We start from the raw sequence: 23,450 nt of genomic DNA, 5'->3' as shown, positions 1-23,450 counted from the left end.
CGAGAGGCGATATTATGCGTGAAGTCCAGCATTTGATCACACTGGATGGGGTGGAAAAAACCTTCCCCACACTGGAAAATCCGGCGGTTGCCCGCTTAACCACTGAAATACGCAGCGGCGCGGTGACCGGGCTGGTCGGTCCCGATGGCGCAGGGAAAACGACTCTGCTGCGTATGCTAGCCGGGCTGCTCAAACCCAGTAGCGGAAAACTGTCGGTGATCGGATTGGATCCGATTGAAGATGATCGTCAATTACACGCTATTCTCGGTTATATGCCGCAAAAATTCGGGTTGTATGAAGATTTGACGGTTATGGAAAACCTGACGCTGTATGCCGATCTGCGAGGCATCACTGGCGAACTGCGGCTGCAAACTTTTGAACGGCTACTTACTTTTACCGATCTGACTCGCTTTACCAAACGTTTGGCTGGCAAACTGTCCGGAGGTATGAAGCAAAAACTCGGTTTGGCCTGTACGTTGGTTGGCCAGCCTAAAGTATTGCTGCTCGATGAGCCAGGTGTTGGCGTTGATCCCATTTCCCGCCGCGAACTCTGGCGGATGGTACACGAGTTGGCCAGTGACGGAATGCTGATTCTGTGGAGCACCTCTTATCTGGATGAAGCGGAACAGTGTCGTGATATTTTACTGCTGAATGAAGGCAAATTACTGTACAGCGGTGCGCCACAATCCCTGACCCAACGCATGAGTGGGCGTACTATTTTGCTGGCGGCGAAAAACGGTACCAACCGTAAACTGTTACAGAAATCATTGACGCTACCCAATGTAAGTGACGGCGTTATTCAGGGAAAATATGTTCGACTAATCCTGAAGCCGGATGCCGACCGGCGACAACTTCTGCAACAGTTAAAACAACCCGATGCGAAAATTCAGGAAGCTGAACCGCGTTTCGAAGATGCTTTTATCGATCTATTAGGCGGCGGCCCAGCCAGCGAATCAGCGCTAGCAAAGATTATGCCCACGGTCAGTGGCGATCACAGTGAAACTGTCATTGAAGCACGCGGCTTGACCAAAAAATTCGGCCACTTCGCGGCTACCGATCATGTGGACTTTCAGGTCAAACGCGGTGAAATATTCGGTTTACTCGGCCCAAATGGCGCGGGCAAATCCACAACATTCAAAATGATGTGCGGCCTATTGGTACCAAGTGAAGGTCATGCGCGAGTGCTGGGAATGGATCTGAAAACCAGTTCCGGTAAGGCTCGCCAGCATTTAGGTTATATGGCGCAGAAGTTCTCTTTGTACGGTAATCTGACCGTGGCACAAAACCTGAAGTTCTTTTCCGGGGTTTATGGGCTACAAGGTAAAGTTCAGCGCGACAAAATCCGTGATATGACTGAGGCCTTTAACTTCACGCCAATCCTTGACCAAACGCCAGACTCCCTGCCGCTGGGTTTTAAACAGCGTTTAGCCTTAGCCTGCGCATTAATGCATGAGCCTGATATTCTATTTTTGGATGAACCAACATCGGGCGTCGATCCTTTGACTCGACGTGAATTTTGGCTACATATCAATGGGATGGTTGATAAAGGTGTCACAGTGATGGTGACAACCCACTTTATGGACGAAGCAGAATATTGTGATCGAATCGGGTTGGTTTATCGTGGGAAAATCATTGCTGCGGGCACACCAGACGAACTCAAACAGCAGGTTGCTACGCTTGAAGACCCCAATCCCACCATGGAACAGGCATTTATCGGGTTAGTACAAAACTACGATAAGGAGCACCAGCATGCTTAATCAATCGCCATCCTCTACTACACAGCAACAAACCTATCAGGATACCGGTTTTTCATGGCGACGGCTGCGAGCGTTGTGTCGTAAAGAAACCCGCCAAATCCTACGCGATCCCAGTAGCGGGCTGATTGCCTTTGTTATTCCTATCATGTTGCTGTTTATTTTTGGCTATGGCATCAATCTAGACTCCAGCAAACTGCACGTGGGCATTTTGATGGAGCAACAGAGCAAACCCGCGCAAGATTTGGCCGCCGCCTTTACCGGTTCGCCTTATATCGCGGCACAAATCAGTGACGACCGCCATGCGCTGATTCAGGCAATGCAGGCAGGTAAGATTCGCGGGTTGATCGTGATTCCTGGCGATTTTGCCCAGCGGTTGGATCGGCCACCGGATACGTCACCGATTCAGGTGATTACCGACGGCAGTGAACCCAATACCGCCAACTTCGTACAAGGTTACGCTCAGGGCATCTGGAAGGTCTGGCAACAGCAACAAGGGCAAAATTTGGGGCAAACCAATGAACCATTAATCGACGTGCAACTGCGTTATTGGTTCAATCCCGCGGCTATTAGCCGACACTTTATTATTCCCGGCGCCATTACCATTATTATGACCGTTATCGGGGCGATTCTGACCTCGTTGGTCATTGCCCGGGAATGGGAACGCGGCACGATGGAAGCTCTACTTTCTACACAAATCACTCGCAGCGAATTGCTGCTATCCAAACTGCTCCCCTACTACTTCCTCGGCATGATTGCCATGGTGCTATGCATGGTCGTGTCGGTATTTATTTTGGGTGTGCCTTATCGTGGTTCGTTGGGGATATTATTTGTCATGACCAGTTTGTTTCTGGCCAACACCCTTGGCATGGGCTTGTTGATTTCCACCGTCACCCGCAATCAGTTCAATGCCGCAATGATCGCGCTGAATGCCGCATTTTTACCCTCGGTGATGTTATCCGGCTTTATTTTCGAGATAGACAGCATGCCCGCCATTGTGCAGGCCGTGACTTATATCATTCCAGCCCGCTATTTCGTTAGCAGCCTGCAAACCCTGTTTTTAGCCGGAAATATCGGCACGGTGTTGTGGATTAACCTGCTGTTTCTGATCGCTTCAGCGGTGGTGTTTATCGGGCTGACAGCGTGGAAAACCAAGCGACGGTTGGACTGAGCAAGGAGTTATCATGTTTCATCGTCTTTATACTTTGATTATCAAAGAATTGCAGTCATTGCTGCGCGATCCACAAACCCGAGCAATTTTGATCCTGCCAGTCATTTTACAGGTGGTGCTGTTTCCCTATGCCGCCACGTTGGAAGTGACCAACGCCACCATCGCTATTTATAGCGAAGACAGCGGTAAAGCCTCGGTAGAACTGACTCAACGTTTCGCCAAGGCCAAGGCTTTTTCTCAGGTGTTGTTGCTGCACAGCCCGCAGGAGATTCAACCGGTGATTGATAACCAGCGCGCGCTGTTACTTATCCGATTTCCAGAGCAATTCAGCGCGAATTTAGTCAATGGTAAGACCGCGCCGCTGCAATTGTTGCTGGATGGCCGCAACTCCAATAGTGCCCAAATCGCTGCCAATTATATTCAGCAGATTGTGCAAAACTATCAAGACGAGGTGACACAAGGGCAGATCAAACCCAACAACAGTGAGTTGGTCGTGCGTAATTGGTACAACCCGAACCTGGATTACAAATGGTTTGTTGTTCCATCATTGATCGCCATGATTACGACAATTGGCGTGCTAATTGTGACGTCACTCTCTGTGGCGCGGGAACGGGAGCAGGGAACGTTGGATCAGTTACTGGTTTCCCCGTTGACGACTTGGCAGATTTTTATCGGTAAAGCGGTTCCGGCGCTGATTGTCGCCACTTGTCAGGCCTCGATTGTGTTGCTGATTGGGATTTTCTTTTACCAGATTCCCTTTGCCGGTTCATTAGTGCTGTTTTATGGCACGATGCTGATTTATGGATTATCACTGGTTGGTTTTGGCTTACTGATTTCGTCACTGTGTTCAACACAGCAACAGGCTTTTATCGGCGTTTTCGTCTTTATGATGCCAGCGATATTACTTTCCGGCTATGTATCGCCAGTGGAGAATATGCCAATGTGGCTGCAAAATATCACCTGGATTAATCCCATCCGCCATTTTACTGACATTACCAAGCAAATATATTTGAAGGACGCCAGCTTCGATATTATCTGGCATAGCCTATGGCCATTGCTGGTCATTACTGCGACGACCGGTAGTGCCGCTTATGCTATGTTCCGCCGGAAAATTGCCTGATTAGCGCACGATTCTTATTAGGATAACCATTCCTCAGACATAAAAAAGGACACGATTAAAATCGTGTCCTTTCAGGTTGCTTAGGACTTAAAAGCGTTTAGAACTGCATACGACAAGTTAATATGCCGTACGCTGCAACCTGTCAGTGATTAACGACGGTTGCCGAAAATCCGCAGTAACATCAGGAACAAGTTGATAAAATCAAGATACAGCGTTAACGCACCAACGATAGAGTATTTACGGAAGCTATCTTTATCGTTCGCATCAAGCTGCGCCCCCATGTTTTTCAGTTTCTGGGTATCGTATGCGGTCAACCCGACGAATACCACTACACCGATATAGGTTACTGCCCACATTAATGCATCGCTTTTCAGCCAGATGTTAACGAGGGAAGCTAGCACGATACCAATCAGCCCCATAAACAGCATGCTGCCCATACCGCTTAAATCACGCTTGGTGGTATAACCAAATACGCTCATCGCGCCAAACATACCAGCACAGATGATGAAGGTGCTGGCGATAGACGCACCAGTGTACATCACCAGAATGCTGGATAATGTCAGCCCGGTCAGCGCCGAGTACAGCATAAACAAGCTGGTCGCCATGGTGCCACTCAGACGATTAACCATACCGGAAATAACGAATACCAAGCCCAACTGAGCAATAATCAAGCCAAAGAACGTGATCTGGCTGGAGAAAATAAAGTGGAGAATTGCTGGCGTACTGGCGGTATACCAGGCAACAAAGGCGGTTAATAACAGACCACAGGTCATCCAGCCGTATACCTGCGCCATATATGCCTGAATGCCTGTGTTGGCACGTTCGACAATCGAACCATTAGAGCGTGGATAGCGATCCATGGTAGTTACCTTTTGCATATGAACAATGAATACGGGCCATCCGACGATAGCCCACCTGATTCTAAGATTACCACAAAATAACGTATAGCCAGGAGGTTAAAATACGTATTTCAGGGGGATCTTTACATGAGTTTACCAGCGCTTAGCCGCGTGATGGTCGCTATCGCGAGATTCAACCCAGCGTTCCCCTGTCGGCGTTGCTTCTCGCTTCCAGAACGGTGCGCGGGTTTTAAGGTAATCCATAATAAACTCCGCGGCGTCGAATGCCATGCCACGGTGAGCACCGGTGACGCCGACAAAAACAATTTCATCGCCAGGATAGAGCGCGCCAACCCGATGAATCACCGCCACCCGCTGTAGCGGCCAGCGAGCTCGGGCTTCGGCAATAATCTCACTCAGCGCTTTTTCCGTCATTCCAGGATAATGCTCCAGCGTCAAAGCGCAAACATGATCACCCAGATTATGATTGCGCACCTTGCCGGTGAACGTCACCACCGCACCGTCTTCATCGCACTGTGCCAACCAGTGGTATTCTTCACCGACATTAAAAAGCTCGGCACCCACGCGAATTCGGGTATTTTCCATCGTCAACCTCCGGTCACCGGCGGGAAGAACGCAACCTCATCACCGGCAGACAACGGGTGATCGAGGCTGACCAACGATTGATTAACCGCCGTCAGCAACTTTCCTTCCTCTAATGCCAACTGCCAACGATCACCACGCTGGCACAGTGCCTGACGTAAGGCTTCCACCGTTGAGAACTCAGCAGTCAATTGCAGGCTCTCGGTGCCAATCAATTCTCTCACCTGAGCGAAAAATAGAACCTGAATCATGAATTCACCTCAAAATCACCGGATTTTCCGCCACTTTTCGCCAACAGGCGTACTGGGCCAATAATCATGTCTTTTTGTACTGCTTTGCACATGTCATAGATGGTCAGTGCTGCGACAGAGGCTGCCGTTAGCGCTTCCATTTCTACGCCCGTCTTGCCGCTCAAGCGGCAGCAGGATTCGATCCGCACCCGATTATGCTCCGGCTGAGCCTGCAAATTGACTTCAACTTTACTCAACATCAACGGATGACACAGCGGGATTAACTCCCAGGTACGTTTCGCCGCTTGAATACCGGCAATCCGGGCAGTAGCAAAGACATCGCCTTTATGATGACTGCCGTCAATAATCATGGCCAACGTGGTCGCCTGCATTTCGACAAAGGCTTCAGCTCTGGCTTCGCGTACCGTTTCCGCTTTGCCTGAAACATCAACCATATGGGCTTCCCCAGCGGCATTAATATGGGTCAATTGGTTCATAGAAACTCCTGATAGTGGCGTCATGCCCCCGCGTGTTAACCGCCAATAAACGATAGATTCTGCGTGATGCCGCTGTTGCCTTGATGCAGAAAATGGGTTTGTTTTTTGGTCTGTAACGCGCTTTGAATTCGTTCTTTCAGTTCTTCCTGCTGTAGGTCGCCAGCCAGTAAGTCTCGTAATGGAATGCCCTGCTCACCGAATAAGCATAAATGCAGGTTACCGATGGCCGACACTCGCAGGCGGTTGCAACTGGCGCAAAAATCTTTTTCGTATGGCATGATCAGCCCAACTTCCCCCCGATAATCAGGATGGCGAAAGACTTGCGCTGGGCCGTCACTGCGGGCGCGATCCTGCTGTTGCCAGCCTTGTGCAAGCAACTGCTGGCGAATCACGCCGCCGGAAACATGGTGTTGACGAAATAGATCGCTGCTTTCGCCGGTTTCCATCAATTCGATAAAACGCAGTTGAATCGGGCGCGGTTTAATCCAGTCGAGGAAGGTTTTCAGGCTACGATCATTCACCTCGCGCATCAGTACGGCATTGATTTTGATTTTTTCAAAGCCGGCCTCGAAGGCTGCATCGATCCCTTGCATCACCTGATGGAATTTATCTTGCCCGGTAATAGCATGAAACTGGCGTGGATCGAGGCTATCAACGCTGATATTCAAGGCTGTCAGCCCCGCATCCCGCCACTGGACGACATCGCGGCTTAGCCGATAACCATTGGTGGTAACAGCCAGTGTACGGATTGCCGGATTTTCCCGCAGTGCGGCAATGATATCGGGAAAATCACGACGCATAGAAGGTTCGCCGCCAGTCAGCCGGATTTTTTCGGTGCCCAATGCGGCAAAAGCACGACCAACGCGGCGAATTTCATCCAACGTTAGAAAACTTTTCACCCCATTAGGCTGGTAGCCATCAGGCAGGCAGTAGGTGCAACGAAAGTTGCACACGTCAGTAATCGATAGGCGCAGGTAATAGAACTTGCGCGCAAAAGCGTCAGTCAGTTGCGGTACCATAACACCTTTCCAAATACGGGAGATGCAGGCATTTCTACCTTGCACCCTGGTGGCGATAAGCCACGGCCTGAGCATCATATTGCACCAGCAACGTAGACACGGAGGCTAGGAGTTTGACTTCATCTCCGGGCAGCAGACCCGAAAGAGAAACCGTGGTTTTCATCAGGATTCTAGCGCTAAAACACCGCGATAGCCAATCGGACTATTCGCTATATATTTTCATATACAACGACTTAGCCAACAAATAAACAGAACTTCGAGGCTAGATTAATTGCTGGATAAATTTTTGCCCGACATCACGCAAATTGCGGCTTCTATCGCGTTTCGCGTGTAAATCCGTTAACTTATGGCATGTTTTTATGTCGTTGGTTGCTAAATAGACCTGATTTAGGCAAATCGATAGGAATCTTATGCGAAATCGCACATTAGCCGATCTGGATCGGGTTGTGGCGCTTGGTGGTGGCCATGGGCTAGGCCGAGTGATGTCAGCACTTTCTCCGTTGGGATCGCGCTTGACCGGAATTGTCACCACCACCGATAACGGTGGATCTACCGGACGTATTCGGCGCTCTGAAGGCGGTATTGCCTGGGGTGATACCCGTAATTGTCTGAATCAACTGATTACCGAACCCAGCGTGGCGTCAGCCATGTTTGAATACCGTTTTAGCGGCAACGGTGAATTATCGGGGCATAATCTCGGAAATCTGATGTTAAAGGCTCTCGACCATCTCAGTGTTCGGCCAATCGAAGCCATTAATTTGTTACGCAGTCTGTTGAAAGTTGACGCTTGGCTGATTCCGATGTCGGAGCAGCCGGTAGACTTACTGGCGTTAGACCATGAAGGCCATACGGTTTACGGCGAAGTGAATATCGATCAACTGACTCATATGCCACAAGAAATGATGCTGTCTCCTCACGTCAATGTCACCCGCGAAGCCATTGAGGCCATCGGCCAGGCTGATGTCATCCTGATTGGTCCGGGCAGTTTTCTCACCAGCCTGATGCCCTTGTTGCTACTGGATGATTTAACCCAGGCTTTGCGCCGTAGTTCTGCCAGTATGATTTATATTGGTAATCTGGGTCGTGAACTGAGCGTGGCCGCTGCGAGTTTGAGGTTGCAAGATAAACTGGCACTCATGGAAAGCAAAATCGGACGCAAAATGATTGATGCGGTGATTGTTAGCCCCACCATCGATACCAGTGGCGTGAAAGATCGCATCGTGGTTCAGCAACCGTTGGAAGCGGTCGATATTCCTTATCGCCATGATCGGGAATTATTGCATCAGGCGTTGGAATATACTCTGCAAAAACTTGGCTAACGTTCTCAAGCCCGGGTTTCCGGGCTTGCACCATCCTGAATCATCATCTCAGTTAAACAACGGCACTACGGTATCCCACGTTTTATCGGCATAGGTCACCTGATCAATATGTACCGGTAACTGATAAAGCCGCGTCAGATTTTCGTCGGTCAAGATCTCCCGTGTCGCGCCAAATGCCGCCTCTCCCTGTGGATATAACAATAAAGCCAGATCGGCAATATGCAGCGCATGCAACGGTGAATGAGTGGTAAACAGCACCGTCATCGCCAAACGAGTAGATAATTCCCGTAATCCTGTTAATACCTTATCCTGATTAGATAAATCCAGCGCGGCAGCCGGCTCGTCCAGAATCAAGATTTCTGGTTCACTCGCCAATGCGCGGGCAATACAAACCAATTGCCGTTCACCACCGCTCAGTTGATTAACGGGTTTATCCGCCAACGGCAACAATCCGAAGCAATCCAGACAACGCATCGCTACGTCTTGATCCTGATGACTCGGTGAGGCAAACCATCCCATATGACGCACCCGCCCCAACATCACCATGGTTTTTACGCTATAAGGGAAAACCGCCGTTTCTTGTTGCGGCACATAGGCCGTATTGGCCGTGAGATAAACACATCCTCGGGTGGGTTTTATCGTCCCAAGGATTAACCGCAGTAAAGTCGTTTTTCCTCGCCCATTCGCCCCAAGGATCGCGGTTACGCTACCTTTGCTCAAGTGAAAGGACAGTGAGTCGAACAACGGTTTTTGCTCTCTGACCATCGTTAGCTGGTTAACTTTAATCATGCGACCATCCTTTTTGTCCGGTTTGACGCAGCAACCAGATAAACACTGGCGCACCTATCAGAGCGGTAATAATGCCCAATGGAATCTCGGCGCTACTGGCGGTTCGCGCCAATGTATCAATCGTCACCATATAAATGGCTCCCACCAGCGCCGAGGCTGGAATCAATTGCCGATGATCCGGCCCAACCAGCATTCGGGCAATATGGGGAACCACCAGACCAACCCAGCCAATCGTGCCAGCGACAGCCACGGTCGCGGAGGTAATCAGCGCAACGCAAATCAGCACCAACCAACGTACTTTTTCCACCGGCACACCCAGTGCAGCAGCGTTTTCATCCCCCAGTGACAAAACGTTAATCCGAAATCGCAGAGCGTAAAGCAGTAACAGGCCACAGAATACCGGTAACGTTGCCAGAGCCAGTTTGGTATAAGTCACCGTGGCAAAACTGCCCATCAACCAGAAGACAATCGCTGGCAAGGTATTATTCGGATCGGCAAAGTAGGTCACCAATGAAATCAGCGCAGCGAAAAAGGCGCTGATCACCACTCCAGCCAGAATAAGCATCAAAATACTGGTACTGCCGCCACTGCGACTGAGAAAATACACCAACAAGATTGCGCCGATCCCACCAATAAATGCCAAACCGCTGACCACCAGTAATGAAGAAAATAGCACTATTCCTAATGCCCCACCCAACGCGGCACCGGAGGAAACGCCCACCATTTGCGGCCCTACCAGCGGGTTGCGAAATATCCCCTGTAAAGCAGCTCCGGCTACAGATAACCCGGCACCGGTCAGCAAGGCAATGAGCATTCGCGGTAGACGAATATACTCAACCACTCGTTGCTCTATCGGGCTATACGGCACTAATGATGTCAGCCATTGCTGGGGAAATAGGGACGATGCCAAAATGGAAAGCACCTTGTCGATAGGCAAGTGATAACGCCCAGAACAGAGCGCCAACAGCATGACCATCAACAACAGGAATATCGAAAGTAGCCAGAAGCTTTTATTTCCTCCGTAAACACTATGCCCAGTGCTCATAAACCATCCTTGAATTGTTGGTGGTAGCGTTCTGACGCCTTATTGGCCTCTAACTGGAGAACGCCATCAATGTCTTGGCTTGTCGGCCGATAACCATAAAGAAAATCGTATTGGCGATGAATCTCTGCCCGTAACGGCCAAGCAATATTGTCGGGATAAAACGTCATCGCAAGCCATTGCCAATACAGCGGTGTTTCCTGATTGGGGGCATCCCAGATAAAACCACCGATGGGGATTTTGTAAACCCGCCGATTCTTTACTGCGGCAACTTCAGCCAGAGCCGGACTTTGGTAAATATGCTCAGGTAATAGCCCAACCTCAAAATTACCCAGCAAAATAATATCGGGGTTCCACACCATGATTTGTTCCTGATTAATGGTGCGTGCGCCACCAAAATCAGCGGTAATACTGACTCCTCCAGCCCGTTGAATATCGCTGTTGGTATGAGAAGTACTGCCGATGGTTTGTATTTCGGATAAGAACCGCGAAAGATAGAGCACCCGAACTTTTTGTGCGCGAGGAATATGTGCGGTTTTTTTGATGACGTCAGCGAGCGTCTGTTGACGCCATTCTATCATTTGCCGCGCCCGCGCCATCTGGCCGATGGAAATACCCATCAGCGTTATCCACTGCTGCATACGACTATCATCGTGATAGGGATACAGGATTATTGCCACTTTCAGCCCTGCCTGCACAATCGGCTCAACAATATCATTGCCTAAGTGCCCCCATTGCCAAACCAAATCGGGCTGTGCGGCCAATAAAGTTTCAATATTAGGTGAGAATCCCTGACCAACAGTATCGCTGGCGATCTGGTTTATCGCCGGAAACATCCGGCTGAGTAGACCTTCCTGCGCCGCCACTTTGGCAAAAGGGTGGATCCCGACCAAACGCTGAGTGCCGAGATCTAGACTAGCCAGCAATGATGCTGCTGGAATCGGAATCACTACCGCACGCTTCACCTCAGCAGGTAAATTGACGTGGCGCTGATTCATATCGATAAAACTATTATTCTCAGCCAATGAAAGGGATGGCACTGATAAGTAAATCGATAAAATAAAATAGCCTAACAGGCGATAAACCTTCTTCATTCTAGTATCCGATACCAATATTTCATTGTGATAATCGTCGGATGTGATTAACTCCGACTCTATTTAAAATCGCTAAATGATAAATAAGTGTGGGTAACGTTAATTAGAATGTATAAGTGAAGCCGCCATTAATTGACCGGCCCATTCCAGGGAATAGTGTCTTACTTTGTTTTGATGTCACTTCCCGTTCAGTCACCGATGCGGTGGCATACCGTTTATCCGTCAGATTATCCATACTCAGATAAGCAGACCACCCGTCAGGATGACGATAATCCATTTTTATGCCCCAAACCGCATATTTATCACGCGCCTGAATCTGGGTACGATTAAGATGATCGACTGGCGTTATTTCTGGTAACCAATGTAAATTGGGACCAATACTCCAACGTTGCCATTGGTACAATACTTCAGCAGAAATTAACTGCGGTGGAATGCCGCCAATGCGTTTGCCTGCATATTCTCCACCTTTAAAGCGAAAATCGTTATAGGTCCAGGCAAAACGGTATTCAATGCTGCTATCGCGCATGGGAATATGCCCTTTGAACCCCATTTCAATCCCTTGATGCACCGTGTTGCTGCCATAGTTGAAGGTACCGACCGAATTTCCCTCACTGTCATAAGTGGTGATCAACTCATCGGCGATCAGGCTGCGATAAAGCGCTAGATCCCATTTTATGTGGCGGGTCAATGTGCCTGAACCACCCATTTCCAATGTAACTGCTTGCTGTGGACGTAGCGGGGTTAATAGACCTTTATTGGAGATAATCTCACGAAAACTCGGTGCTTCATTGCTCCAATTCAGACTACCAAACCAGCGTTGTTGCGGATTAGGCGTCCAAATCACCCCCAACTTAGGTGAAAGAAAATACCAGTGCTGATCCAACCCACTACGCCCATCTTTAGACAAGGCATTACGTACCGCGCGGGTTCCTTTCAAATCGGTATCAATCCGCCACTGCTCATTGGGTTTCCACCCGGCACCGAACGCCAGATTATGGTTTTGTGCCAGCATGTTATAAGCGCCGATAAGTTTATAGTTATCGGGTTTTCCTCGCCGATTCTGATGTAAATCCCTTTCCATATCAGATCGATCTGTCGATGCACCCAAGCGATAATGCCACTGGCCTTGCTGCAAGTGAGTCAACCACTGCGCACCATAAGTGTTGCCTCCGCTAAGCACATATACCACTGGGGTGACAAAGTTATCGTGTGTATGCTGCGCCCATAACCCTAATTGGTGTTGCCTATTATCGCCGTGCCAACTCATGCGGTTAGCGATTCTGGCTTGCTCTACATTACGGTGAGGATCTCGCACCAGCACCAAAGGGAAAACGCTGCGGGGATTGGCTTTTAGCTGTTCCTGCGACAGAGAGCCTGCGACATCAAATGCCAGATCAGTCCAACTAAACCAGGTTCGGCTGGCAAAATTTTCACCTTCGTAACCCAGATTGGCTCTGACTGCATTACGACGCGAGGCTGAGTGCTGGCGATAACCGTTAAAACGATCGCCGCTGATACTGATTCGCCCGTCAAGATCGCCATCGCGCCCCCCTAAAGCACCCTGCCACCCTTGGCGACCAAAACTGCCGTATTCATAACGTATCCGCCCGGTTTCATCAGCACCGGTATAGGAAATGAAATCCAACTCGCCGCCGAGAGCATTACTCACTGGGCTGACCGCATTGGCACCACGTATGACGCTAATAAACTGACTTTCTCTCGGTTCCAACAGGCTGATATGAAAACCACCATCCGCATCATTCAGCGGGAGGCCATCTTGCAATAGGGTTACACCACGAGATAAAGGCGCACTCTGTACGCCAGATCCACGAATATTCAGACGAGGCTGATCAACGCCACCGAAGAAGTTTTGAATGACCAATCCCGGTTGATAGTCCAATGCATCTTGTAAGGTACCTAACCGACCTTCCTCACCGGGTGTCATCAGATTGGTCCCGCCAGCAATCCGGGCAAGTTTTTGCTGTTCCTGTTGATAAGAACTACGCGCAATACCATATTCTGAATATGGCTGACCAATAACCTCCATATTAGTCTGTTTATTATCTTCAGTGGCATTAATAGATAATGGGATTGAAGAAATAAAAATAAAAAAAGAGAGTAATAAATGGGATTTATAGCATCCATTCATTTTCAACCATCCATAGCTGGAATCTATTTAAATTACACTCACAAAGCCAGAAATAAAAAAAATTAAAATCATTATTTAATATAAGGAATAAAGCCAATTGTCTCCATGGACGATATAGACAAAGTTATTTACGGTCAAGAACAAATAAATTAAAAAAAGAATCTACATTTATTCTCAAGAAGTTATTTTTATTTTTTTATTATCGAAGCGTATTCACATCACCAGATGAATAGTTAACATAATTTAAACATAAAAAGATAAAACGAGTGCCCTTTATGATTAATAAAAATTATCAATAATAAAATGGAGGATATTAATCTGCTTCACTATTGTGATACTCATATTATTTATTCCGCAAGTAATTGGACTGATTATCACATTGACAGAAAGACATCAGGCCCGCATTGCGAGCCTGAATGAGTAGCATAAACACTCTATCAATTGGCGTCATTCATCCAGTCTGGCTTTTGCGTCATATGGATATAAAGCTCTTCGACTTTCGTCCGTGCCCAAGGCGTGCGACGTAAAAATTTCAGGCTGGATTTAATACTAGGATCGCTCATAAAGCAGTTGATGCGGATACGGTACGCCAATTCTTCCCAACCATAATGCTCCACCAACCTGGTCAGTAACTGCTCCAGCGTAATACCGTGGAGTGGATCTTTAGACAAGTGGTCGCTCATTATTTATCTCATACGTTATTAGGTGGCTAATTTATAAGTCGCACACATTAATCAGGATTTACGGATGCGACAAGAAGAAATTCCTGATTTATCACATCCATCTAAACCATACCCAATTGATTTCCCATTGCAGTAAGGCGACAACTGAGCGAATCCCCAAGAATCTGACGACTCAGTGCTCAGTTAGCTAAAGACAAAACACGCCACCGCAATGTGTAAGATGCAAGGTCATCAGGAAATAGCAATAAACTGTTGCCGCAATTTATGTACCTGATCCCGCAGTTCTGCGGCCTGCTCAAACTCAAGGTTCTGCGCGTGAGTATACATCTGTGCCTCCAGTTCGCTGATTTTGCGATCCAAGGCTTTCGGTGTTAGCGCATCATAGGCCGCCGCGCTTTCTGCCGCTGCCTTGCCATGTTTCCCTCGAGCTTTACCACGCAGAGAAGGCTGCCCCAGTTGTAGTATATCACCGACTTTCTTATTCAGGCCTTGTGGAACAATGCCCAGAGCCTCGTTATGCGCCTGCTGTTTTTCTCGGCGACGCTCGGTTTCACTGATAGCTTTTTCCATCGAAGCCGTAATTCTGTCGCCGTAAAGAATTGCTTTACCATTCAGGTTACGGGCTGCCCGACCAATGGTTTGAATCAGCGAGCGTTCTGAACGCAAGAAGCCTTCTTTATCCGCATCCAAAATAGCGACCAATGACACTTCCGGCATATCCAAACCTTCACGCAACAGGTTTATCCCCACGAGTACATCAAACTCACCAAGACGTAAATCGCGAATGATCTCAACCCGTTCAACAGTATCAATATCAGAGTGGAGATAACGCACCCGCTCACCGTGCTCAACCAGATAATCAGTTAAATCCTCGGCCATACGCTTGGTCAGCGTGGTCACCAATACTCGCTCATTAATCGCTGCCCGTTGGCGAATCTCAGACAGCAAATCATCAATCTGCGTAGCGACAGGACGCACTTCAATGATCGGATCCAGTAACCCCGTCGGTCGCACAACCTGCTCAACCACTTCATCAGCAGATTTCTCCAGCTCGTATTTCCCTGGCGTTGCCGAAACATAGATGGTTTGCGGTGCTAAAGCCTCAAACTCTTCAAAGCGCATCGGGCGATTATCCAGCGCTGACGGCAGACGGAAACCGTATTCCACCAGCGTTTCTTTGCGGGAACGGTCTCCTTTGTACATCCCGCCAATCTGCGGGATAGTCACGTGGGACTCATCCACGATCAGCAGACCATCAGGCGGCAAATAGTCAAACAGTGTCGGTGGTGCCTCACCTTCACCACGCCCGGAAAGATAGCGCGAGTAGTTTTCAATGCCTGAGCAATAGCCCAGTTCATTCATCATTTCCAAATCAAACTGCGTACGTTGCGCAATGCGCTGTTCTTCGATTAATTTATTATTCTCCAACAGAACCTTACGCCGCTGCGCCAATTCGACTTTGATATCTTCCATCGCTTGCAGAATTCGCTCGCGCGGTGTGACGTAATGCGTCTTCGGATATACCGTAAAACGCGCTATCTCTTGCTGTAATTGCCCCGTCAAAGGATCAAACAGAGAGAGTCGCTCAACTTCCTCATCAAATAGCTCGACGCGTAGTGCCAGTTCGTCGGATTCCGCCGGGAAGATATCGATCACTTCACCACGAACTCGGAAAGTCCCACGCTGGAATGCCTGATCGTTACGGGCATACTGCAACTCAGCCAAGCGGCGCAAAATTGCCCGCTGGTCGATAATCATCCCTTTGGTGAGATGCAGCATCATTTTCAGATAAAGATCCGGATCGCCCAAACCGTAAATGGCAGAAACCGAAGCCACCACCACCACATCACGCCGCTCCAGCAAGGCTTTGGTCGCCGAAAGGCGCATTTGTTCGATGTGTTCGTTTACCGAGGCATCTTTTTCGATAAACGTATCTGAACTGGGCACATAGGCTTCAGGCTGGTAGTAATCGTAGTAGGAAACAAAATATTCCACCGCATTATCGGGAAAAAATTCTTTCATTTCGCCATAAAGTTGCGCTGCCAAAGTTTTATTGGGCGCCAAAATCATGGTGGGACGATTAAGATCGGCAATAACGTTGGCCACGGTAAACGTTTTCCCCGACCCCGTCACGCCCAGTAAAGTCTGGTGCGCCAAGCCGTTTTCCAGCCCTTCTTCCAGTTGGCGAATCGCCTCCGGTTGATCGCCAGCAGGCTTAAACTCAGAATGCAGTTTGAATAATTTACTCATGAATTAGCTACCCGATGGAGAGACACTCGCGGTTAGGAAGCTAATTATGCGAGCCTCCCAGATTTTTTCCACCTTTATGATACTGGATATAAAACCAGCATCAAGTGTGAATAGAGAGAAACTGGGTAACATCACAATATGAAATACCTTTTTTCGTGGTTTCAAACGGGGCAAGAACACGACAAGATGCCGTTTATCCCCAGAAGTTCGTTGTTGTTAACCATCACCAAACAAATTGATTAAATATCATACATAACCAAGATCATTAAATTGCCGGGTCTTGATTTTAATTAACTTATTGTAAATAAACAATTTTAACAAAAAGAAGAGAATCCGGACAACGGGAGCATAAGCCGCGTCAGCTCTCGTCTCCCATGAGTTTTCTATGGCTAATGCACAAGGTTATCCACAGGAATGGTGGATAACTCATTCAAACCCGTATGTGCTGGGAGTTGGCGAAAATCAGTCGTTAAGGTAAAAATGGGGGTAAACCGGCTTTTTTAGTTATTTTTTTACATTTTTATCTCTCTATTTATTTCAATTAGTACTAAATAGCCCCCTTGATAATTTGCTATTCAACGCCTAGCAGAGTAGAGCAACCTCCGTTTTATCCAGACTGTTGCTTTTTTGCACCATGCCATAACAGAGCGGCACCACTCAGGTGCAACCCTTTAGCCTTACTGCGGCCTGCTCTACACTATTTCGCCTCTCTCTGCTTTTTTTGCCCATTAATTTTCATTACATATTATTAACGTTCGGATTATTGTTGCTGATTTTTCAACCTGGCCTAACAGTTGCTTGTTTCACTGTGATTAAGCACATAAAAAGTAGGATGCAGTAAAGGCGGTCAAATACTCAATGGCCTGGGTTTAGGGTCAAAATCGGAAAGTCAGGGTGGAAAATAGCCTTTGGCTGCTATTTCATCGCGCAACTGCCTTATTCCTACATTTTTTGTTCCAATGCAGTGCGTTGAGTCGAAAGTTTTTTATGCTAATTATTAGCGATTAAACGGAGGTTAATGAGCCGGAATTTGACTGGGTTTACAGTATTCAGTACCACTAACCAAGGAGATTCTCTGATGTTGCGTCTACAATCAGTCAATCAATTTTATGGTCAAACCCATATTTTATGGGATATCAATCTGGTGCTCCCTCGCGGCCAATGTACTTGCCTGATCGGCCGCAATGGAGTGGGGAAAACCACCTTGATTAATTGCATTATGGGCCATCTGCCGGTGAAGAGTGGCACCATGACCTGGCAACCCGCCGATAAGCCCGAGGAAAATCTGCTGCAACAGCCAGTTGAGCGAAGAACTGCGCTGGGCATCAGTTATGTGCCTCAAGGGCAACAAATTTTCTCGCAACTCAGCGTGGAAGAAAATCTTCTGATCGCCTTGCTGGCAGGCCGCAATAAACATCAGGTTATTCCCACATGGTTATATGACTTTTTCCCGCAGTTACACGATAAACGTCACCTGCGTAGCGGCGATTTGTCCCGAAATCAACAACAACAGTTGGCGCTGGCTCGCGCATTGGTTCCCGAACCGGAACTGTTGATTCTGGATGAACCGGGTAGCGGTAATCAGCCGACACTGAATGTCGAGATAGGACAGATTATCCAGCAGTTCAGTCAAGGATTCGGCCTGACAGTATTATGGGTGGAACATCGGTTGGCGAACATTCAGCCAGTCGCTGATCGTTTTTATTTGATGTCAGACGGGAGAAATGTGGCAGAAGGAGCATGGGATCAATTAGATAATAATCTGATTAATGAGCATTTAACGGGATAAATCTATACCTGCAGGCAGATGACTCTCCACCCGCAAGTTTTTACTTTCTGGCTATGTCAGTAGGCTGATATCCAGATAAGCCCCTAATGGATGCCCTTCTACCTCTGGCAAGTGAGGAATCACACCCAGCAAGGGCGTGGGAAGTTTTTCGGTCAAGGTTGCGATATATTCTTTTTGTCGTTTACCGGCCGGTTCAACCTCATTGGCGATCCAGCCAGCCAAATGTAGCCCAGCCTGTTGAATGGCTAAAACCGTCAGTAAAGCATGATTAATGCAGCCCAGTTTAATGCCCACCACCAAAATAACCGGGAGTTGCTCAACCACCACCCAGTCAGCGAAGGTCAACTGCGAAGACAGCGGTGTAAACCAGCCGCCAGCACCTTCTACCAGTAGCCAATCTGCCTGCCGTTCCAATTCACGCAACCCCTGGGACATGACCGAGAACTCAATCGGACGCCCCTCTTCCGCACTCACAATATGGGGCGATGTCGGTTCCATAAAGGTCAATGGATTAACCTGCTGATAGCTTAACGGTAGATGACTGTGAGCCTGTAACGCCAGAGCATCGCTATTACGTAGCCCCTGATCGGTGAGCTGGCTACCCGAAGCCACCGGCTTATAGCCAGCAGTATGATAGCCTTGCAAATTGGCCGCTTGTAGCAGCGCGCAACTGGCTACAGTTTTTCCCACATCGGTATCGGTACCAGTAACGAACCAGCGTTTAATCACGATAAATAACTCCATAAACCAATTGATAACTCAACGGATAAAATCCCTCTTGTTGTGCATAGGCCGCCTGCAATGCAGCTAACCGCCGCCGCCCGGTCAGGCCAATCTCTCGCCCTTGGTGTAGGTGAGTCGCACCAATTCCCTGTAAGGAACGCATTAATCCGATCAGGTCATGAAAAGACTGTCGATGAATTCTTGGCGTTAATTGATAACGCATCCCCGCACAAGCGGCGGTAATTTCCTCCAGCGGCAAAAACTCATTCACATGACGTTGTCCATCAACCTGTTGCCAAGCTCGGCTCAGCTCATCAAGAGAACCGGCTGACAAGGTGGAAAACAAAATGATGCCTCCGGAACGGGTGACGCGGTAAAGCTCGGTGAGTGCAGCGCGTAGATCGCCACACCATTGCACGGCAAGATTACTGAAACAGATATCTATCTCGTTGTCTGCCAAAGGAATATGCTCGATATCGCCCAGCAAGTAAGTATCAGCCGCTTGCTGTTGGCGGGCGAATTGCAACATTCCCTCCGCCAAATCCAACGCCGCCACCGTTTTACCGGATTCGCGCCAGCGACGGCTGAAATAACCGGTTCCACAGCCCGCATCCAATACTTGGGTGCCGTGATGTTGTCCCGCGAGAGCCATTAATATCTCGCCGGTTTCCCGCTGCAAGGTAGCCGCAGTATCATAACTGCTGGCCGCGCGGCTAAACGCGCTGGCGATAGCCTGTTTATTCACAGCTTCATTGCTGGCTAGCGACATTGAGCACCTCAACTAATCTGTCAATATCTTCAGGCTGATGTGCTGCGGTCAGGGTAATGCGTAAACGTGCGCCGCCCGGAGGTACCGTTGGCGGGCGTATGGCGGTGATCCAGAGCCCTTGTTCGCGCAAGCGCTGTGCCAACGCCAGCGTTTGCTGGTTATCACCGACAATCAGCGGTTGTATTGCCGTATCCGACGCCGTCAGTTGCCAAGGTAATTCAGCTGCCCCCTGGCGGAACTGTGCCAAATTTTGCTGTAATCGCTGGCGCAGTTCCTCACCTTGCTGAATACGTAACAGCGCAGCCTGAAGTGCACACGCCTGCGCTGGCGGCATCGATGTGCTGTAAATCAAATGGCGGGCAAATTGCAGTAAATACTCCGCCACCGGTTCCTGACAGAGTACCGCGGCACCGCTCAGCCCGAAAGCTTTGCCAAAAGTCACAACCAACAGTTCAGGCTGCACTCCCTGCTGCCAACAGCTACCACGACCACCTTCGCCCCGCACGCCAATGCCGTGGGCATCATCCACCAACAGCCAACCGCCGCTGGCGGCAGTACGTTGATGTATTGCGGCCAATGGTGCGCTATCACCGTCCATACTGAATACGCCCTCGGTCACGACCAGCGTTTGCCCGGAACAAGGTTTATCCAGCAGTGTCTGCAAAGATTCTGGCTGGTTATGCTGAAATCTACGTAATTGTGCTGGTGAATGTGCGGCCGCCTCCAGTAACGAAGCATGGCTGAGACGATCAGCTAACACACGATCTTCCGCTACGGTCAGCGCCGCCAGCAACGCCTGATTGGCGGCATAGCCGGAAATGAACAATAAGGCGCGAGGATAACCCAGCCAATCGGCCAATTGTTGTTCCAAATCGCCGTGCGCCTGCGTGTATCCGGTCACGTGCCCAGAGCCGCCACTGCCGACACCGTAGCGCGTAGCCCCCTGCTGCCAGGCGGCAATTACCGCAGCATCCTGACTCAAGCCCAAATAATCGTTACCAGAAAAATTCAGATATTGGCGGTTATTCACTTGGAGAAAACGCCCCGTCGAACCCTGATGGATCTGACGTCGCCGGTAAGTCGACTGCTCATGGCGCTGTTGTAATCCTTGTTCGATTTTATGCTGCCAGCTCATTAGACCGCCGCGTTATAAAACTGTGGGGTATCGCTATATTTAATCTGATCCGTCAGCGCTTGTTGCTGTTGACGATCGCCATGTTCAGTGGCTGTTTGCTGCGGGTTAAGCCCCAGTTTGCGGAATAACTGTCGATCTTTATCTTCCTCAGGATTAGCCGTAGTCAGCAATTTACAACCGTAGAAAATGGAGTTGGCTCCCGCCATAAAGCACATGGCCTGAGTTTGTTCATTCATTTGTTCGCGCCCTGCAGACAGACGCACATAAGAGGTCGGCATCATGATGCGAGCTACCGCGATAGTACGAATAAAATCAAAAGCATCGACATCTTCGTTATTTTCCATCGGCGTGCCTTTCACTTTGACCAACATGTTGATCGGCACACTTTCCGGTGGCTTGGGCAAATTAGCCAATTGCACCAATAATCCCGCACGATCTTGAATGCTTTCACCTAGGCCGACAATGCCGCCAGAGCAAACTTTAATGCCAGCATCACGAACTTCACCCAAGGTATCCAAACGTTCCTGATAACTGCGAGTGGTGATGATGCTGCCGTAAAATTCCGGCGAAGTATCCAGATTGTGGTTGTAATAATCTAAACCAGCCGCTGCCAAACGATGTGCCTGGCTTTTATCCAGAGAACCCAGCGTCATGCAGGTTTCCATACCCATGGCCTTAACGCCTTGCACCATTTGCGCCAGATACGGCATATCCCTCTCATGGGGATTCTTCCACGCCGCGCCCATGCAAAAACGGGTAGAGCCTGCTGCCTTGGCTTTTTTAGCCGATTCCAGCACCTGTTCCACCTGCATCAGTCGCTCACTTTCCAAACCGGTTTTATAACGGGAACTTTGCGGACAATACTTACAGTCTTCCGGACAGGCACCCGTTTTTATCGACAGTAAAGTACTGACCTGAACCTGACGTGGGTCAAAATGCTGACGATGAATTTGTTGTGCTTCAAACACTAATTCTAATAAGGGTTTGTCAAACAGGGCTTGGGCTTGCCCTACTGTCCAGTGAATACGATCTGCCATATTGGCATCTCCAACGTAGAAAAAGTCTCGTCAGTTTAAGTAAACCCGATATACTGTCAACCACCATATTATAATTTAGTTTACAACCGATCTTTATGACACCATCCGACCTTGCTTTTGATCAACGCCATATCTGGCATCCCTACACCTCAATGACCCAGCCACTTCCCTGCTATCCTGTAGCCTCCGCCAGCGGCGTGAAACTACAACTGGCCGATGGACGTCAACTCATCGATGGCATGTCTTCCTGGTGGGCGGCAATACATGGCTACAATCATCCAGTGCTCAATCAGGCGCTGACGCAACAGCTAGGGAAAATGTCTCACGTGATGTTTGGCGGCATAACCCATCCACCCGCCGTCGCCCTTTGCCGACAGTTGGTCGACATGACGCCGTCAGCGCTGGAATGCGTTTTTTTGGCTGATTCGGGTTCAGTGGCAGTGGAAGTTGCCTTGAAAATGGCACTGCAATACTGGCAGGCAAAAGGAGAAAAACGCCAACGTATTCTGACCCTGCGTCACGGTTATCACGGCGACACTTTTGGCGCGATGTCGGTGTGCGATCCGCAAAATTCCATGCATAGCCTGTACGATGGTTATCTGGCAAACCATCTGTTTGCTACTGCGCCGCAGTGTGGTTTTGATGATGAGTGGAATCCTGACGACATACAGGACTTTGCCGACAAGATAGCCAGATATCATGACGAGATCGCTGCTGTTATTCTTGAACCCGTGGTACAGGGCGCAGGCGGAATGCGCATTTACCATCCAGCCTATCTGCGTGCAGTCAGAGCCTTATGCGACCAATACCAGATTCTGCTGATTGCCGACGAAATTGCTACCGCCTTTGGCCGTACGGGTAAATTATTTGCCTGTGAACACGCGGATATCGTGCCAGATATTCTTTGTTTGGGAAAAGCGCTCACTGGCGGCTATATGACCCTTTCGGCCACCCTGACGACCCGTCTGGTCGCCGAAACCATCAGTAATGGTGATGCCGGTTGCTTTATGCACGGCCCAACATTTATGGGTAATCCATTAGCCTGCGCGGTAGCCACTGCCAGCCTCGGTTTATTAGCCGAAAACCGCTGGCAGCAGCAGGTTCAACAAATTGAAAGCCAGCTTCGGCAAGAATTATCCCCATTGGCAACGGCACCGAGCGTCGCCGATGTGCGAGTTTTGGGTGCAATTGGGGTGATAGAAATGAAAGAGGCGGTAAATGTAGCATCTTTACAGCGTGGATTTGTCGAACGAGGGGTCTGGATTCGGCCTTTCGGCAAGCTGATCTACCTGATGCCGCCTTACATTATTCAGCCTGAGCAACTCACTTGTCTGACCGACGCCATTGCTGCCGCAGTGGCCAGATAAAGAAAGCATTGATACCGCCGCGACCAGAATAGACTGGCGGTGGCGGCTACTTTTTACGCGTCTACGGCACT

General features: G+C 49.1%; 21 protein-coding genes and 1 riboswitch. Of the genes, 6 read left to right on the top strand and 15 right to left on the bottom strand.

Annotated features, from left to right (window positions below; translation table 11 throughout):
* Window positions 1-14: 14 nt before the first annotated feature.
* The 3 genes from DJ39_RS08725 to DJ39_RS08715 are packed head-to-tail and all read left to right on the top strand — an operon-like array spanning window position 15 to window position 4,045.
* Window positions 15-1,757: an ATP-binding cassette domain-containing protein gene (locus DJ39_RS08725; protein WP_004717046.1), complete on the top strand. Its 1,743-nt coding sequence runs from the start codon at window positions 15-17 to the stop codon at window positions 1,755-1,757.
* Window positions 1,750-2,925 (top strand): ABC transporter permease, encoded by a 1,176-nt coding sequence (locus tag DJ39_RS08720; RefSeq protein WP_038244404.1) that lies wholly within the window; start codon window positions 1,750-1,752, stop codon window positions 2,923-2,925. Before DJ39_RS08725 ends, DJ39_RS08720 begins: the two co-directional genes overlap by 8 nt.
* A 13-nt stretch (window positions 2,926-2,938) precedes the next feature.
* Window positions 2,939-4,045, top strand: a complete 1,107-nt coding sequence (locus DJ39_RS08715; protein WP_004717041.1) for an ABC transporter permease — start codon at window positions 2,939-2,941, stop codon at window positions 4,043-4,045.
* 149 nt (window positions 4,046-4,194) lie between these two features.
* Here the strand turns inward: DJ39_RS08715 and DJ39_RS08710 are convergent, their stop codons facing one another.
* The 5 genes from DJ39_RS08710 to moaA form a co-directional block, all read right to left on the bottom strand.
* Window positions 4,195-4,905 carry a Bax inhibitor-1/YccA family protein gene (locus DJ39_RS08710; RefSeq protein ID WP_004717039.1) on the bottom strand — a complete coding sequence of 237 codons (711 nt, stop codon included), beginning with the start codon at window positions 4,903-4,905 and terminating at the stop codon, window positions 4,195-4,197.
* 132 nt (window positions 4,906-5,037) lie between these two features.
* Window positions 5,038-5,490, bottom strand: a complete 453-nt coding sequence (gene moaE / locus DJ39_RS08705) for a molybdopterin synthase catalytic subunit MoaE (RefSeq protein WP_004717037.1) — start codon at window positions 5,488-5,490, stop codon at window positions 5,038-5,040.
* A gap of 2 nt (window positions 5,491-5,492) precedes the next feature.
* Entirely contained in the window at window positions 5,493-5,738 is a 246-nt protein-coding gene (gene moaD, locus DJ39_RS08700) for a molybdopterin synthase sulfur carrier subunit (protein ID WP_038244406.1), read from the bottom strand.
* The gene (moaC, locus tag DJ39_RS08695) at window positions 5,735-6,214 is read right to left on the bottom strand and encodes a cyclic pyranopterin monophosphate synthase MoaC (protein WP_004717033.1); all 480 of its coding nucleotides are present in this window, start codon (window positions 6,212-6,214) and stop codon (window positions 5,735-5,737) included. Before moaC ends, moaD begins: the two co-directional genes overlap by 4 nt.
* Before the next feature lie 35 nt (window positions 6,215-6,249).
* On the bottom strand, window positions 6,250-7,233 hold the full coding sequence (moaA, locus tag DJ39_RS08690) for a GTP 3',8-cyclase MoaA (RefSeq protein ID WP_004717032.1): 984 nt from the start codon (window positions 7,231-7,233) through the stop codon (window positions 6,250-6,252).
* A riboswitch (molybdenum cofactor riboswitch) is annotated at window positions 7,220-7,357 on the bottom strand. It overlaps the preceding gene by 14 nt.
* A 286-nt stretch (window positions 7,358-7,643) precedes the next feature.
* Between moaA and yvcK the strand changes: the two genes are divergently transcribed.
* The gene (yvcK, locus tag DJ39_RS08685; RefSeq protein ID WP_004717027.1) at window positions 7,644-8,552 is read left to right on the top strand and encodes a uridine diphosphate-N-acetylglucosamine-binding protein YvcK; all 909 of its coding nucleotides are present in this window, start codon (window positions 7,644-7,646) and stop codon (window positions 8,550-8,552) included.
* Between the two features lie 48 nt (window positions 8,553-8,600).
* On the opposite strand, the gene DJ39_RS08680 is transcribed toward yvcK, so the two are convergent.
* The 6 genes from DJ39_RS08680 to uvrB form a co-directional block, all read right to left on the bottom strand.
* On the bottom strand, window positions 8,601-9,341 hold the full coding sequence (locus DJ39_RS08680) for an ABC transporter ATP-binding protein (protein ID WP_038244410.1): 741 nt from the start codon (window positions 9,339-9,341) through the stop codon (window positions 8,601-8,603).
* Window positions 9,334-10,386, bottom strand: coding sequence for a FecCD family ABC transporter permease (locus DJ39_RS08675; protein WP_038244413.1), 1,053 nt, complete (start codon window positions 10,384-10,386; stop codon window positions 9,334-9,336). The genes DJ39_RS08680 and DJ39_RS08675 overlap by 8 nt, the downstream gene beginning before the upstream one ends.
* Entirely contained in the window at window positions 10,383-11,477 is a 1,095-nt protein-coding gene (locus DJ39_RS08670) for an ABC transporter substrate-binding protein (protein ID WP_004717023.1), read from the bottom strand. Before DJ39_RS08670 ends, DJ39_RS08675 begins: the two co-directional genes overlap by 4 nt.
* Before the next feature lie 103 nt (window positions 11,478-11,580).
* The gene (locus tag DJ39_RS08665; RefSeq protein ID WP_004717022.1) at window positions 11,581-13,626 is read right to left on the bottom strand and encodes a TonB-dependent receptor family protein; all 2,046 of its coding nucleotides are present in this window, start codon (window positions 13,624-13,626) and stop codon (window positions 11,581-11,583) included.
* A 437-nt stretch (window positions 13,627-14,063) separates the two neighbouring features.
* On the bottom strand, window positions 14,064-14,309 hold the full coding sequence (locus DJ39_RS08660; RefSeq protein ID WP_004717020.1) for a VF530 family protein: 246 nt from the start codon (window positions 14,307-14,309) through the stop codon (window positions 14,064-14,066).
* Between the two features lie 231 nt (window positions 14,310-14,540).
* Window positions 14,541-16,559: an excinuclease ABC subunit UvrB gene (gene uvrB / locus DJ39_RS08655; protein ID WP_004717019.1), complete on the bottom strand. Its 2,019-nt coding sequence runs from the start codon at window positions 16,557-16,559 to the stop codon at window positions 14,541-14,543.
* Between the two features lie 1,078 nt (window positions 16,560-17,637).
* Here uvrB and DJ39_RS08650 point away from each other — a divergent pair.
* A complete protein-coding gene (locus DJ39_RS08650) occupies window positions 17,638-18,348 on the top strand; it encodes an ABC transporter ATP-binding protein (RefSeq protein ID WP_004717017.1) in 711 nt (236 codons plus the stop codon).
* Window positions 18,349-18,399: 51 nt separating this feature from the next.
* Here the strand turns inward: DJ39_RS08650 and bioD are convergent, their stop codons facing one another.
* From bioD to bioB, 4 genes are read right to left on the bottom strand one after another with little or no spacing between them, the layout of a single operon-like run.
* Complete coding sequence (gene bioD, locus DJ39_RS08645; RefSeq protein ID WP_038244467.1) at window positions 18,400-19,077, bottom strand: dethiobiotin synthase; 678 nt, start codon at window positions 19,075-19,077, stop codon at window positions 18,400-18,402.
* The gene (gene bioC / locus DJ39_RS08640) at window positions 19,070-19,840 is read right to left on the bottom strand and encodes a malonyl-ACP O-methyltransferase BioC (RefSeq protein ID WP_038251300.1); all 771 of its coding nucleotides are present in this window, start codon (window positions 19,838-19,840) and stop codon (window positions 19,070-19,072) included. The genes bioD and bioC overlap by 8 nt, the downstream gene beginning before the upstream one ends.
* Window positions 19,821-20,975, bottom strand: coding sequence for an 8-amino-7-oxononanoate synthase (bioF, locus tag DJ39_RS08635; protein WP_004717010.1), 1,155 nt, complete (start codon window positions 20,973-20,975; stop codon window positions 19,821-19,823). The genes bioC and bioF overlap by 20 nt, the downstream gene beginning before the upstream one ends.
* Entirely contained in the window at window positions 20,975-22,012 is a 1,038-nt protein-coding gene (bioB, locus tag DJ39_RS08630; RefSeq protein WP_038244421.1) for a biotin synthase BioB, read from the bottom strand. Before bioB ends, bioF begins: the two co-directional genes overlap by 1 nt.
* A gap of 95 nt (window positions 22,013-22,107) precedes the next feature.
* Here bioB and bioA point away from each other — a divergent pair, with 95 nt between their 5' ends.
* Complete coding sequence (gene bioA / locus DJ39_RS08625) at window positions 22,108-23,379, top strand: adenosylmethionine--8-amino-7-oxononanoate transaminase (protein ID WP_004717009.1); 1,272 nt, start codon at window positions 22,108-22,110, stop codon at window positions 23,377-23,379.
* Window positions 23,380-23,450 lie beyond the last annotated feature (71 nt).

The sequence above is a fragment of the Yersinia ruckeri ATCC 29473 genome (assembly GCF_000754815.1).
GTDB lineage: Bacteria > Pseudomonadota > Gammaproteobacteria > Enterobacterales > Enterobacteriaceae > Yersinia > Yersinia ruckeri.
The sequence above is the reverse complement of the archived record's forward strand: the minus strand, read 5'-3'. Positions and strand labels throughout refer to the sequence as shown.